Below are 13,040 nucleotides of genomic sequence, written 5' to 3'. Positions count from 1 at the left end.
CCCCCTAGCGGCGGCAGTAGTCGATGATCAGATCCATAAAGGCTTCGCCAAAACGCTCCAGCTTGCGCTGGCCGACGCCGTTGACTGCCAGCATTTCAGCCTCGGTCATGGGCATCAGCTGGGCCATCTCCACCAGGGTGGCGTCGTTGAACACCACATAGGGAGGCACCTCCTCCTCCTCGGCGATCTGCTTGCGCAGGGCCCGCAGCTCCTTGAACAGCCGCTTGTCGTAGTTGGCGTTGTCCAACAGGCCGCTGCGCTTCTCCTTGCGGCTGGAGATAGGCTGCAGGCGCGGCACCGCCAGGGCCAGCGTCACCTCGCCGCGCAGCACGGGGCGGGACGCCTCCGTCAGCTGCAACACCAGATTGCGGGTGATGTTCTGGGTCAGCAGCCCCTTGTGGATCAGCTGACGAATGACGCTCATCCAGTATTCGTGGCTCTGATCCTTACCGATGCCATAGGTGGACAGCTTGTCGTGGCCGTGGTCCTTGATACGCTGGTTCAGCGACCCACGCAGCACTTCCACCACATAGCCTACCCCGAAGGCCTGCCCCACCCGCCAGACGCAGGAGAGCGCCTTCTGGGCGTCTTCGGTGCCGTCATAGCTCTTGGGGGGATCCAGGCAGATGTCGCAGTTGCCGCACGGCTTGTCGTTGTACTCGCCGAAGTAGTTGAGCAGCACCTGGCGGCGGCAGGTCTGCGCCTCGGCGAAGGCCGCCATCACGTTGAGCTTGTACTGCTCCACCTGCAGCTGCTGGGGGTTTTCGATGTTGTCGAGCAGGCGGCGCACCCGACCGATGTCGGCGGGATCATAGAGCAGCAGCGCCTCGGCCGGGGTACCGTCGCGCCCGGCCCGGCCCGTCTCCTGGTAGTAGGACTCGATATTCTTGGGCACGTCATAGTGCACCACGAAGCGCACGTTGGGCTTGTCTATCCCCATGCCGAACGCCACCGTCGCCACCACTATCTCGACGTCATCCTTGAGGAAATCTTCCTGGGTGCGCTGGCGCTGCTCGAGGGGCAGACCGGCATGGTACGGAGCCGCCTTGCTGCCGTGGCGCACCAGGCGCTCGGCTACCTCCTCCACCCGGTTGCGGCTGGAGCAATAGACGATACCGCAGTTGCCCTTCTGGCCCTGGACATAGCGCAGCAGCTGCTCCGCCGCCTTGAACTTCTCCACCAGGCTGTAGCGGATATTGGGTCGGTCGAAACTGGCGGTATGGACGAAGGGATCCTGCAGTTCGAGGCGATGCAGGATATCGCGCCGGGTCGCCTCGTCGGCGGTGGCGGTGAGGGCCACCACGGGCACCTGGGGGAACCACTGCTTGAGCCGGCCCAGGGCCGCATACTCGGGGCGAAAATCATGGCCCCACTGGGAGACACAGTGGGCCTCGTCGATGGCAAACAGGCCGAGGGGCTGCTCGGCCAGCCTGTCCATGAACTCATGTTGCAGCAGCCGCTCGGGGGAGACATAGACAATCTTGATCTCGCCCCGGCGCATGGCGGCAAAGTGCTGGATCAGCTCCTCCCGGCTCAGGGCCGAGTTGATGTAGGCCGCCGCCACCCCGTTGGCCCGCAGGGTATCGACCTGATCCTTCATCAGGGAGATGAGGGGGGAGACCACCACCCCCAGACCGGGTCGCAACAGGGCCGGGATCTGGTAGCAGAGGGACTTGCCGCCGCCGGTCGGCTTGAGCACCAGGCCATCGCGCCCCGCCACTATCTGTTCGATGATCTCCAGCTGACCCGGCCTGAACTGCTGATAGCCGAACACCGCCTGCAGCAGGGCAAGGGGATTCTCTGGCTGAGGGTCGGGCAGGGTGTCGGCGATGACGGTCATGGGCTCTCCTTTGGGGTCGCCATTCTAAAGCAGCCGCCGCCCACAATAAACCTGCCATTGCGACTGTTAACCATGTGTTGCAGACTGGTTGGAGTTTTTACTCGGCTTGACCAGGGATGGATCGATGAAGCAGATGATGAAGAAGATGGCGCTCAGTGGCATTGCCAACCTGTTTGCCGAACGGATGCCCTTCAACAAGCTGATCGGCATGGAGGTGACCCACTACGATTTCGACAGGGTCGAGCTGCGCATCAAGATGGATGACAAGCTGGTCGGCAACCCCTTTCACCGCATACTGCACGGCGGCGTGACCGCCACGCTGCTGGACGTGGCGGGGGGCATGATAGTCGCCGCCTCCTGCATCGACGAGCTGGAGGAGTTCTCCCCCAGCTACCTCAAGGAGCGCTTCTCCCGCCTCGGCACCATAGACCTCAGGGTCGACTACCTGCGACCCGGCCGCGGCAGCGAGTTCATCGCCACCGCCCACATCATCCGCGCCGGCAGCAAGGTGGCCGTCGCCCGCATGGAGCTGCACAACGAAGCGGGCACCCACATCGCCTTCGGTACCGGCACCTACCTGGTGGGCTAAACGCCGAGACTGCATAAAAACAGAGCTTTTAATCAATCTTTAATCATTGGATTAATTACCCCCTCGCCATCATCCGGTCCATACTGGAGGTCGGGATTGTGATGCAGATAGGGAGAGAGATTGATGAGTGCGAGTCTGGCGGTCGCTTCACCCAGTGTCTTGTTGCAGCAACTTGAATCCATGCGCAACGAGGTGCAGACACCCGAATGTCGTCACTGGCTTGAACAGGAGCTCGAGGGTTATGCCCCGGACGCTCAACTGCCTTGGTACCGCATCATCGCCTGCCGGCAACGTGGTCACTTCTTGGATCTGAACACAGGACGCTATCTGACTTGCCATATCGGCAGTCAAACGCTGTGCCAACGCGATTTGGCCCATATTCAGTTCATCTATGCCCGCGCCCCTGCCGCTCACTACCTGTTGCACCCCAGTTCCGATATCGAGCCTTGGCCCGACGATCTCAAGGAGCAATACCAGGCCTTGCTGATCCCTGGCTACCTCTGTCTGCAAGCCTGGCACGAGCCCGTCTCTTCCTTGCGGTTACGCTTGATGGAGGGTATTGAACAGTTCATCAACGAGTATCCCAAACACGCGGCTCTGCAACCACAACATAGCTTCAAGGCGTTGCAGCACAGTCATTGGCATATCTGAGAGAGCGCCCGGCGCGCAAGGAGGGCACCATAGACAAGACCCATAGCGAGCTAGTGACAATCTGAAAGATCACGGGATCAGCAACAGATCTCACCCAGGGCCACCGAGCGGTGGCCCGCTTTTTTGTGGCTAGCCGCCCCGCCTGTCAGGAGGGAGACAAAGGAAGCAGACGGCGACCCAGAACCGGGCCGCGCCGGATGTCAGAATGCGAAAAGGCCGCTCTGTTGAGCGGCCTTTTCTAATATGGTCGGTGTGAGAGGATTCGAACCTCCGACCCCTTCGTCCCGAACGAAGTGCGCTACCAAGCTGCGCTACACACCGATGTCTGCGGGGCGAGAATTTACCTAAACCCCGCACTCGGCACAAGTCTTTTTTCAGTTAAGCCGCAAAAAAAGCGCCATTCGCTCAACTATTGGGCGATCCTGGCCATTGAGGGGAAAAACCTGTCCGCTCCGCAACTTGGCGCTGCCTCATTGCGGCAGACGGAACTCGGCCGGCCCCAGCAGTCGACGGCTCCAATCCGCCACCCGGCCGTGCTCCAGCCAGTGGGCCGCATGCTGCCGCCAGCCCGGCGACAGGGCCTGGGTGTCGGTCAGCAACAGCAGATCGTCTTCGTTGCGCACCCCGTTGAACAGGATGTCGGCACAGCGTTTCACACTCAAGCCAGGATAGGGACGATCGACCAGGGTCAGATCGGCATCGGGCGCCACCCTGCCCTCCTCCAGCACCCGCAGCAGCCAGCCACAGCGACCGCTGAGCTGCATCACCTGGGATAGCTGGCCATAGCCAAAGCGCAGATTGAGCTTGAAGCAGGGGGATCTTGGCTGGCTGATCTGGATCAGCGCCTCGCCTAGCCGGTAGACATCGCCGATGCAGGCCTGTTCCTCGGTCAGGCCGAGACCGGACAGGTTCTCGCCAAAGGCGGCCGGCTGCCAGGCGATGGCGGGTTCGGGCAGCGCCATGGCCTGCTGCCAGGTCTGCCACCAGAGATAGTGTTCCGCAGGGTAATAGTGCAGGGCGCGTTCGATGCCGCCGTGGTGGCGTTGGTCGCTCTGCTCGTCTCCGTCCAGCCCCAAAAAGGAGCAGAAAACGGGATCCGTGATGATGGACTTGTGGATGGCGCTGGTGAGGGTCGGGGCCAGCTCCGAGCCATGGCCGCGAAAGAGGGATATCCGCATTCTCATCCTCCTGATTGACGAGAGAATGCGGATATTATCAGACTCAGGTCACCGACTGCATCTGCAGCATCTGGGAGATTTCCGCCCGGCGCCGCTTCTCGGCGCGGGCCATCAGGAACCAGCTGGTGAAGGTGAACAGCGACACCGACAGCAGGATGAGGCTGGCCACCGCGTTGATCTCGGGCTTGACCCCCAGACGCACCGCGGAGAACACCTCCATCGGCAGCGTGGTGGAGCCGGGGCCTGAGACGAAGCTCGCCAGCACCAGATCATCCAGCGACAGGGCGAACGACATCATGCCGCCGGCCGCCAGGGAGGGGGCTATCATGGGGATGGTGATCAGGAAGAACACCTTCCACGGCTTGGCCCCCAGATCCATGGCCGCCTCCTCGATGGAGAGATCCAGCTCCCGCAACCGCGCCGATACCACCACGGCCACATAGGCGGTGCAGAAGGTGGTATGGGCGATCCAGATGGTCATCATGCCTCGCTCGGCGGGCCAGCCCACCAGCTGGGCCATGGCCACGAACAGCAGCAGCAGCGACAGACCCGTGATCACCTCCGGCATCACCAGGGGAGCGGTGACCATGCCGCCAAACAGGGTGCGTCCCTTGAAGTTCGGGATCCGGGTCAGCACGAAGGCGGCGACCGTCCCCAGAGCCACGGCGGCGATGGCGGTGTAAAAGGCGATCTCCAGGGAGCGCATCACGGCCGTCATCAGCTGGGTGTTGTCGAGCAGGCCGAAATACCACTTCAGCGACCAGCCCCCCCAGACGGTCACCAGCTTGGAGGCGTTGAAGGAGTAGATCACCATGATGACCATGGGCAGGTAGATAAACAGCAGACCCACCACCAGCATCAGGCTGGGAAAATTGATGCGTTTCATGCCTTGCCCTCCAGCTCTTTGGCCTGGTTGCGGTTGAACAGGGATGACAGGGGGACTATCGGCAGCTCCTTTTTCATACCTTGCCCTCCAATTCCTTGGCCTGGTTGCGGTTGAACAGGGATGACAGAGGGACTATCAGCAGCTCCTTTTTCATACCTTTCCCTCCAATTCCTTAGCCCGGTTGCGGTTGAACAGGGATGACAGAGGGACTATCAGCAGCTCCTTTTTCATACCTTGCCCTCCAATTCCTTCGCCTGGTTGCGGTTGAACAGGATGATGGGCACGATCAGCACCGCCAGCATCACCACCGCCAGGGCAGAGGCCACCGGCCAGTCGCGGTTGTTGAAGAACTCCTGCCACATCACCTTGCCGATCATCAGGGTCTCGGGGCCTCCCAGCAGTTCGGGGATGACGAACTCGCCCACCACGGGGATGAACACCAGCATGCAGCCAGCGATGATGCCGTTCTTGGAGAGGGGAACCGTTATCCTCCAGAAGCTGTTGATGTTGCTGGATCCCAGATCGGAGGCAGCCTCCAGCAGGCTCATGTCATGCTTCACCAGGTTGGCGTAGAGCGGCAGGATCATGAAGGGCAGATAGGAGTAGACCACACCGATATAGACCGCCAGGTTGGTGTTGAGGATCTGCAACGGCTCGTCGATCAGCCCCATGCTCAGCAGGAAGCCGTTGAGCAGCCCGTTGTTGCTGAGAATGCCCATCCAGGCGTAGACCCGGATCAGGATGGCGGTCCAGGTCGGCATCATGATCAGCAACAGCAGGACCGTCTGGTTCTCCTTGTTGGCCCGGGCGATGGCATAGGCCATGGGATAGCCGATCAGCAGGCAGATGAGGGTGCTGAAGAAGGCCATCTTGAGGGAGCCCAGATAGGCGGCCAGGTAGAGCTCATCGTCGCCGAGCAGCACATAGTTGCCCAGGTTGAGCAAGATGGTGAGCTGATCATCGGCCCAGCTCACCACATCCGTGTAGGGCGGTATGGCCACGTCCGCTTCGGCGAAGCTGATCTTCACCACTATGATGAAGGGCAGCAGGAAGAAGAGGAACAGCCAGAAGAAGGGGATGCCAATCACCAACCGGCGCCCCCCCAATCGCTTCAGTCGTCTCAATGCCATCATGATTGCAGCACCACGCCGCTGTCATCTTCCCAGTAGAGGAACACCTGATCATCCCAGGTTGGCCGCTTGCCGTGGCGTTCGGCATTGGCGATGAAGGCCTGCACGATTTTGCCCGAGGGCAACTGGATGTGATAAACGGAGTGACCGCCGAGATAGGCGATGTCGTAGACCAGCCCCTTGGTCCAGTTGAAGTCGGGATGCTCGAGATCGGCTGGCTTCTGGGTGCTCATCAGCAGTTTCTCGGGACGCAGGGCGTAGGTCACCTTCTTGTTCTCGGCCCGGGAGCTGATGCCGTGGCCCACGTAGATGGGCTGCTCCAGATCGGCGCAAGCGATGGTGGCGTGATCCTGCTCATCCTCCACCAGCAGACCGTCAAACAGGTTGACGTTGCCGATGAATTCGCACACCAGGCGGCTGGCCGGGGTCTCGTAGATGTCCATGGGACTGCCGATCTGCTCGATGCAGCCCAGGTGCATGATGGCGATGCGCTCGGCCATGGTCATGGCCTCTTCCTGATCGTGGGTCACCATGACACAGGTCACCCCGACCCGCTCGATGATCTCGACCAGCTCCAGCTGCATCTGGGAGCGCAGCTTCTTGTCCAGCGCCCCCATGGGTTCGTCCAGCAGCAGCAGCTTGGGACGCTTGGCCAGGGAGCGGGCCAGGGCCACCCGCTGGCGTTGGCCTCCGGAGAGCTGGTGCGGCTTGCGCTTGGCGTACTGGTTCATCTGCACCAGCTTGAGCATCTCCTCCACCCGGGCGTCGATCTCCGCCTTGGCCAGGCCATCCTGCTTGAGGCCGAAGGCGATGTTCTGGGCCACCGTCATGTGAGGGAACAGGGCGTAGGACTGGAACATCATATTGATGGGGCGCTCATAGGGCGGCATGTCGGTGATGTCGACCCCATCGAGAAAGAGCCGTCCCTCGGTCGGGCGCTCGAAGCCGGCCAGCATCCGCAGCAGGGTGGATTTGCCGGAACCCGATCCGCCGAGCAGAGCGAAGATCTCCCCCTTGTTGATGGTCAGCGAGACGTTGTCGACCGCCAGGGTCTCATCGAACTGCTTGCTGATCCTGTCAATTTTTACCAGCACCTCCTTGGGTTGCTGGCTGCCCTCGAGGGCTTTCTTATAGGCACTGGAGGCTATTGCCATTACCACTCACTCCCGACTTGAAATAGTGACCAGAGGGTCGATCCAAAAAGCAATTGGCGCCCGGACGGGCGCCATGGTTAAGTGCCGGACTTGATTTTTGTCCAGCTCCGGGTCATCAGCCGCTGTATGGCGCGGGGATGTGCCTCCTGCACATAGAGCCGCTCCAGCACCGCCTGGGGCGGGTACACGGACGGATTGTCACGCACGCTCTCATCCATGAAGGGTCCCGCCTTGGCATTGGGGTTGGCGTAGCCCACGTAATCGCTCACCTTGGCGATCGCCTCCGGGGTGAGCAGATAGTTGATCAGGGCATGGGCCTCCTTCACATTGCTGGCATCGCTCGGGATCGCCAGCATGTCGAACCAGAGGTTGCCCCCTTCCTTGGGAATGCTGTAGGCGATCTGGATCCCCTTGCCCGCTTCCTCGGCCCGAGAGGCCGCCTGCAGCACGTCTCCCGAGAAGCCGGCGGCGACACAGATGTTGCCGTTGGCCAGATCCGAGATGTACTTGGAGGAGTGGAAGTAGGTGACATAGGGCCTGACCGCCAGCAGCTTCTGCTCCGCCAGCTTGATGTCGGCGGGATCATGGCTGTTGGCATCCTTGCCCAGGTAGTTGAGCACGGCCGGGATCATCTCGTCGGCCGAGTCCAGGAAGGCCACCCCGCACTGGGTCAGCTTCTTCATGTTCTCCGGTTCGAACAGGAAGGCCCATGAGTCTATCTTGTCGACCCCCAGCACGTCCTTGATCTTGTCGACGTTATAGCCGATGCCATTGGTGCCCCACAGATAAGGGATCGCATACTGGTTGCCCGGATCCGCCTTGTCGAGCTGACGCATCAGGGTCGGCTCCAGGTTGACCATATTGGGCAACTGGGACTTGTCCAGCTTCTGGAAAGCCCCCGCCTTGATCTGCTTGGCGAGAAAGTTGTTGGACGGCACCACCAGGTCGTAACCGGTGCGCCCTGTCAGCAGCTTGCCTTCCAGGGTCTCGTTGGAATCGAACACGTCATAGACGGTATCGATGCCGGTCGCCTTCTGGAAGTCACTGAGGGTGGTCTCACCGATATAGTCAGACCAGTTGTAAAAATGCACCACAGGCTGGGCCAGTGCCGCGTTTGCCAACCCCAGCGTCAGGGTCATGGTTATCATCTTGGAAATATGCACGTCTTAACTCCTTTATGTCCTTGGAAATTGAGATTCCGCATCCATACGGCGTCTATGTCTGCCCACTCCCGTGGGTACCCTCCCGGCCAAACGGCGGACCGGGAGGGGTATTGCGGTTACTTGCCGGACTTGATCTTGGTCCAGCTGCGGGTCATCACGCGCTGTACCTTGGCCGGCAGATCCGGGAAGGTGTAGATCTTCGCCAGGGTCTCGTCACTCGGGTAGATGCCCGGATCGGTGCGGATAGCCTCGTCCACCAGTGCCGTCGCCGCCTTGTTGCCGTTCGGGAACTGCACAAAGTTGGTGATGTTGGCGATCACTTCCGGCTTCATCAGGTAGTTGATGAAGGTGTGAGCAGCCTCGGTGTTCTTGGCATCCGCCGGGATGGCGATCATGTCGAAGAAGCTGCCCGCCCCCTCTTTCGGGATGGTGTAGGTCAGATTCACGCCGTTGTTGGCTTCCACCGCCCGCGCCTTGGACTGCTGCAGGTCACCCGAGTAGCCGACGGCCACGCAGATGTTGCCGTTGGCCAGATCCGAGATGTACTTGGAGGAGTGGAAGTAGGCGGTATAGGGGCGAATGGAGAGGAACAACGCCTCGGCCTGCTTCAGCTCCTTCGGATCCTGGCTGTCTGGCTTGAAGCCCAGGTATTTCAGGGCAGCCGGCAGCATCTCGGTCGGTGAATCCAGGAAGGAGACGCCGCACTCTTTCAGCTTGGCCATGTTCTCGGGCTTGAACACCAGATCCCAGGAGTCCACCGGCGCATCCGCCCCCAGGGCCGCCTTCACCTTGTCGATGTTGTAGGCATAGCCGATGGTGCCCCACAGGTAGGGAATGGAGTACTGGTTGCCCGGATCGCTCGGCTCGAGCGCCTTGAGCAGGGAGGTATCCAGGTGCTGCCAGTTCGGCAGCTTGGCCTTGTCCAGCTTCTGGAACACACCCGCCTTGATTTGCTTGGCCAGGAAGGGGTTGGACGGCACCACTATGTCATAACCCGAACTGCCCGCCAGCAACTTGGCTTCCAGCACTTCGTTACTGTCGAAGACGTCATAGACCACCTTGATGCCCGTCTCCTTCTGGAAGTTCTCCAGCGTATCCGGCGCGATATAGTCGCTCCAGTTGTAGACGTGCAGAACCTTGTCATCGGCCATGGCCCCGGCACTGAACATCCCCAGCGCCATGGACGCGGCCAGCATTCCCGTTTTGAAAGACATCATCCTTGTCTCCTAAGCAAATGTATGCGCACGACCATCTGGCCAGATGCAAGCTAGCCTGCCAGCGTTTGCGCCGTCAGATCCAGACTGCGCCTGGCCAGATCGATCAACTCATCAACCTGTTCCTCGGTGATGACCAAGGGGGGCGATATGATCATGGTATCGCCGACTGCCCTCATCACCAAGCCATTGTTAAAGCAGAACTCTCGACAGGTCATCCCCGCATTGGCCGAGGCCGGGAAGCGGGTGTTCGTCTGCTTGTCCTGCACTATTTCCAGCGCGGCAACCAAGCCCTTGCCCCGGGTTTCCCCGACGATGGGATGATCGGCCAGCTCGCGCCAGCGCCGCTGCAAATAGGGGCCGATATTATCATGCACTCGCTTAACTATGCTCTCGTTTTGCATAAGGGTAATGTTGGCGATAGCCACGGCGCAGGCGACCGGATGGCCGGAGTAGGTGAAGCCGTGATTGAACTCCCCACCCTGCTCGATCAGCACCTCGGCGACCCTGTCACCCACCATGACGGCCCCCATCGGCAGATAGCCGGAGGTGATCCCCTTGGCCAGACACATGAGATCCGGTTTGATGCCAAACCCTTCGCTGGCAAACCAGTGGCCGGTGCGGCCGAAACCGCAGATCACCTCGTCGGCGATGAGCAGGATGCCGTACTGGTCACAGATGCGCTGGATCTCGGGCCAGTAGCTGTCGGGCGGAATGATGACGCCGCCGGCCCCCTGGATGGGTTCGCCGATGAAGGCCGCCACCTTGTCCACTCCCAGCGCCAGGATCTTCTCCTCCAGCTGGCGGGCTCGCGCCAGCCCGAATTCGTGGGGACTCATCCCCTGGCCCTCACCGAAGTGATAGGGCTGATCGATGTGCTCTATGCCCGGGATCGGCAAGCCGCCCTGGGCGTGCATCCCCTTCATGCCCCCCAGGCTGGCCCCCGCCACCGTCGAGCCGTGATAGGCGTTGTGGCGGCTGATGATCACCTGCTTGTCCGGCTGTCCCTGGCAGGCCCAGTAATGGCGCACCATGCGCAGCACGGTGTCGTTGCACTCCGAGCCCGAGCCGGTGAAGAAGACATGGTTGAGATGGGCCGGCGTCACCTCGGCCAGCAGGGTGGCGAGCTGCGCCGCGGGCGGGTGGCTGGTCTGGAAGAAGAGGTTGTAATAGGGCAGCTGCTGCATCTGGCGGGTGGCGGCATCCACCAGCTCCTGGCGGCCATACCCCAGGTTGACGCACCACAGACCTGCCATGCCGTCGAGGATCCTGCGCCCTTCGGAGTCTTCGAGATAGACCCCCTGCGCCCCCGTGATGATGCGGCTGCCCTTCTGGTTCAGGGCCTGGAAATGGGTAAAGGGGTGTAGATGGTGGCTGGCATCCTGTTGTTGCCACTCCCTGGTATTGGACATGAATTGCTCCTCGGTTCCTTCGATATGAGCAGGGGAAGCCGCGGCCTCCCCCAAAGCAGGGTCAGACGTTCAGCAGCAGGAACTCTCGCTCCCAGCGGCTGATCACCCCGAAGTAGGTCTCGTACTCCTTGCGCTTGACCGCGACGAAGGCCTGAACGAAACGCTCCCCCAGCATCTCCTTGATGGGCTCGCACTGTTCCAGATGGCTCAGGGCCTCCTCCAGGGTACGGGGCAGGCTGTAGGGCAGGTCATAGGCGCTGGTCTTCATCTCGGGCAGGGGCTGCAACCGCTCCTGGATACCGAGATAGCCGCAGGCCAGGGTGGCGGCCAGGGCCAGATAAGGGTTGGCGTCGGCCCCGGCGAAACGGTTCTCGACCCGGCGCGCGTTGGCATCCGAATAGGGCACCCGCAGGCCGCAGGTGCGGTTCTCCACTCCCCATTGCACGTTGCGCGGGGCGCTCTCGCCGAAGGTGAGACGACGATAGGAGTTGACGTTCGGCGCCAGCAGGGCCGTCACCGCCGGGGTGTATTTCTGCAAGCCGGCGATGAAATGCAGGAAGAGTTCGGTGTGGCCACCATCCTCGGTGCCAAACAGGTTGCGCCCTTCTCCATCCACCAGGCTCTGATGGATGTGCATGGCGGAGCCCGGCTCGTCGCTCATGGGCTTGGCCATGAAGGTGGCGTAGATGCCGTGACGATGGGCGGCCTCGCGCATGGTGCGCTTGAACAGGAACACCTGATCGGCGAGATCGATGGCGTCCCCGTGCAGGAAGTTGATCTCCATCTGGGCGGCGCCGGACTCGTGCACCAGGGTATCCACCTCCAGGTTCTGGGCCTCGCAGTAGTCGTACATGTCTTCGAAGATGGGGTCGAATTCGTTGACCGCATCTATGCTGAACGACTGGCGCGCCGTCTCCGGGCGGCCGTTGCGACCGATGGGCGGCACCAGGGGATAGTCGGCATCCTCGTTGCGCTTGACCAGGTAGAACTCCAGTTCGGGGGCCACCACCGGCTTCCAGCCCTGCTTGTCGAAGCAGGAGAGCACCCGGCGCAGCACGGAGCGCGGCGCTATGTCGATCAGGTTGCCGCTGGTGTCGAAGCAGTCGTGGATCACCTGGGCGGTGGGTTCCAGCGCCCAGGGCACGAAGCGAATGGTGTTGGGGTCGGGGAAGAGGTGCATGTCCCGCTCCAGCGGATCTATCATGCTGTCGTCGTCCGGGTAGTCGCCGGTGACGGTCTGGATGAAGATGACTTCGGGCAGGCGCATGCCCCCCTCACGCAGAAACTTGCTGGCCGGAATGATCTTTCCCCGGGCGTTGCCGGTGAAATCCGGGATCAGGCACTCCACTTCCGTGATGCGGTTGGCATCCATCCAACCCTTGATACTGTCCATGTTAAACCCCGACTTGACGGTTGCCATTGGCAGGGGTGTCTAATATATGGAACACCCCTGTTGCAGATATGTAATGTCCGCCTCCATAAAAGCCCGCCGCTGTGGCGCCTGTCAAGGTGCTCTGTTTAAAAAAGCACAAGTCATTGTCTGAATAACGGCCAAATCGATACAAAATACTAAACACCCAGCCTCGAACAGACAGGGGCGCATCTCCCTGCCGACGCGGCTCGTCGCAGCCCGCCATCCTCAGTCAGAACCCGTCTTCTCCCCGCCGATTATTTGCAAGGGCGCACACTCTTCGCGCACTGCGCTTTGCTTGCCGGCGTTTTTTTGGTACAAGGCCCGCCCTGATTTGCACGCTTTTCGTCGCCATCTGCGGTAAATCGAGGACACAGGGCTTGGACTGGATGCAGACCGCCCCCATAACTAC

11 protein-coding genes and 1 tRNA gene are annotated in these 13,040 nt (G+C 61.1%); 2 read left to right on the top strand and 10 right to left on the bottom strand.

What is annotated here, in order from left to right; all coding sequences use genetic code 11:
* Positions 1-4: 4 nt before the first annotated feature.
* Positions 5-1,840, bottom strand: coding sequence for an ATP-dependent DNA helicase RecQ (gene recQ, locus ACW5W4_RS14230; RefSeq protein ID WP_456689809.1), 1,836 nt, complete (start codon positions 1,838-1,840; stop codon positions 5-7).
* Positions 1,841-1,964: 124 nt separating this feature from the next.
* Here recQ and ACW5W4_RS14225 point away from each other — a divergent pair, with 124 nt between their 5' ends.
* Positions 1,965-2,429: a thioesterase family protein gene (locus ACW5W4_RS14225; RefSeq protein WP_408796071.1), complete on the top strand. Its 465-nt coding sequence runs from the start codon at positions 1,965-1,967 to the stop codon at positions 2,427-2,429.
* 123 nt (positions 2,430-2,552) lie between these two features.
* Positions 2,553-3,080: an AbiTii domain-containing protein gene (locus ACW5W4_RS14220; protein WP_408796073.1), complete on the top strand. Its 528-nt coding sequence runs from the start codon at positions 2,553-2,555 to the stop codon at positions 3,078-3,080.
* A gap of 244 nt (positions 3,081-3,324) precedes the next feature.
* Here ACW5W4_RS14220 and ACW5W4_RS14215 read toward each other — a convergent pair.
* The 9 genes from ACW5W4_RS14215 to ACW5W4_RS14175 all read right to left on the bottom strand — a co-directional run bounded on the left by ACW5W4_RS14215 (position 3,325) and on the right by ACW5W4_RS14175 (position 12,610).
* Positions 3,325-3,401: transfer RNA gene (locus ACW5W4_RS14215), tRNA-Pro, on the bottom strand.
* Between the two features lie 149 nt (positions 3,402-3,550).
* Positions 3,551-4,258, bottom strand: a complete 708-nt coding sequence (locus ACW5W4_RS14210; RefSeq protein WP_427261193.1) for an MOSC domain-containing protein — start codon at positions 4,256-4,258, stop codon at positions 3,551-3,553.
* Positions 4,259-4,301: 43 nt separating this feature from the next.
* Positions 4,302-5,144 (bottom strand): ABC transporter permease subunit, encoded by an 843-nt coding sequence (locus tag ACW5W4_RS14205; RefSeq protein WP_427261192.1) that lies wholly within the window; start codon positions 5,142-5,144, stop codon positions 4,302-4,304.
* Positions 5,145-5,371: 227 nt separating this feature from the next.
* The gene (locus ACW5W4_RS14200) at positions 5,372-6,277 is read right to left on the bottom strand and encodes an ABC transporter permease subunit (protein WP_456689808.1); all 906 of its coding nucleotides are present in this window, start codon (positions 6,275-6,277) and stop codon (positions 5,372-5,374) included.
* A complete protein-coding gene (gene potA, locus ACW5W4_RS14195; protein WP_427261190.1) occupies positions 6,274-7,428 on the bottom strand; it encodes a polyamine ABC transporter ATP-binding protein in 1,155 nt (384 codons plus the stop codon). The genes ACW5W4_RS14200 and potA overlap by 4 nt, the downstream gene beginning before the upstream one ends.
* Before the next feature lie 77 nt (positions 7,429-7,505).
* Positions 7,506-8,576 carry a polyamine ABC transporter substrate-binding protein gene (locus ACW5W4_RS14190; RefSeq protein ID WP_427261269.1) on the bottom strand — a complete coding sequence of 357 codons (1,071 nt, stop codon included), beginning with the start codon at positions 8,574-8,576 and terminating at the stop codon, positions 7,506-7,508.
* A 131-nt stretch (positions 8,577-8,707) separates the two neighbouring features.
* Positions 8,708-9,805, bottom strand: coding sequence for a polyamine ABC transporter substrate-binding protein (locus ACW5W4_RS14185; protein WP_456689837.1), 1,098 nt, complete (start codon positions 9,803-9,805; stop codon positions 8,708-8,710).
* Between the two features lie 53 nt (positions 9,806-9,858).
* Positions 9,859-11,217, bottom strand: coding sequence for an aspartate aminotransferase family protein (locus ACW5W4_RS14180; protein WP_408796077.1), 1,359 nt, complete (start codon positions 11,215-11,217; stop codon positions 9,859-9,861).
* Between the two features lie 61 nt (positions 11,218-11,278).
* Positions 11,279-12,610 (bottom strand): glutamine synthetase family protein, encoded by a 1,332-nt coding sequence (locus tag ACW5W4_RS14175; RefSeq protein WP_408796079.1) that lies wholly within the window; start codon positions 12,608-12,610, stop codon positions 11,279-11,281.
* Between the last annotated feature and the right edge of the window lie 430 nt (positions 12,611-13,040).

The sequence above is a fragment of the Aeromonas crassostreae genome (assembly GCF_054052445.1).
This window is presented reverse-complemented; position numbering and strand designations above follow the sequence as displayed.

Excerpts from the sequence above, each read along its gene's own strand:
- ACW5W4_RS14190 (WP_427261269.1), bottom strand. The coding sequence starts at position 8,576 with ATGATAACCATGACCCTGACGCTGGGGTTGGCAAACGCGGCACTGGCC.
- ACW5W4_RS14225 (WP_408796071.1), top strand. The coding sequence starts at position 1,965 with ATGAAGCAGATGATGAAGAAGATGGCGCTCAGTGGCATTGCCAACCTG.
- recQ (WP_456689809.1), bottom strand. The coding sequence starts at position 1,840 with ATGACCGTCATCGCCGACACCCTGCCCGACCCTCAGCCAGAGAATCCC.
- ACW5W4_RS14205 (WP_427261192.1), bottom strand. The coding sequence starts at position 5,144 with ATGAAACGCATCAATTTTCCCAGCCTGATGCTGGTGGTGGGTCTGCTG.
- ACW5W4_RS14210 (WP_427261193.1), bottom strand. The coding sequence starts at position 4,258 with ATGCGGATATCCCTCTTTCGCGGCCATGGCTCGGAGCTGGCCCCGACC.
- ACW5W4_RS14185 (WP_456689837.1), bottom strand. The coding sequence starts at position 9,805 with ATGTCTTTCAAAACGGGAATGCTGGCCGCGTCCATGGCGCTGGGGATG.
- ACW5W4_RS14220 (WP_408796073.1), top strand. The coding sequence starts at position 2,553 with ATGAGTGCGAGTCTGGCGGTCGCTTCACCCAGTGTCTTGTTGCAGCAA.
- ACW5W4_RS14180 (WP_408796077.1), bottom strand. The coding sequence starts at position 11,217 with ATGTCCAATACCAGGGAGTGGCAACAACAGGATGCCAGCCACCATCTA.
- potA (WP_427261190.1), bottom strand. The coding sequence starts at position 7,428 with ATGGCAATAGCCTCCAGTGCCTATAAGAAAGCCCTCGAGGGCAGCCAG.
- ACW5W4_RS14200 (WP_456689808.1), bottom strand. The coding sequence starts at position 6,277 with ATGATGGCATTGAGACGACTGAAGCGATTGGGGGGGCGCCGGTTGGTG.
- ACW5W4_RS14175 (WP_408796079.1), bottom strand. The coding sequence starts at position 12,610 with ATGGACAGTATCAAGGGTTGGATGGATGCCAACCGCATCACGGAAGTG.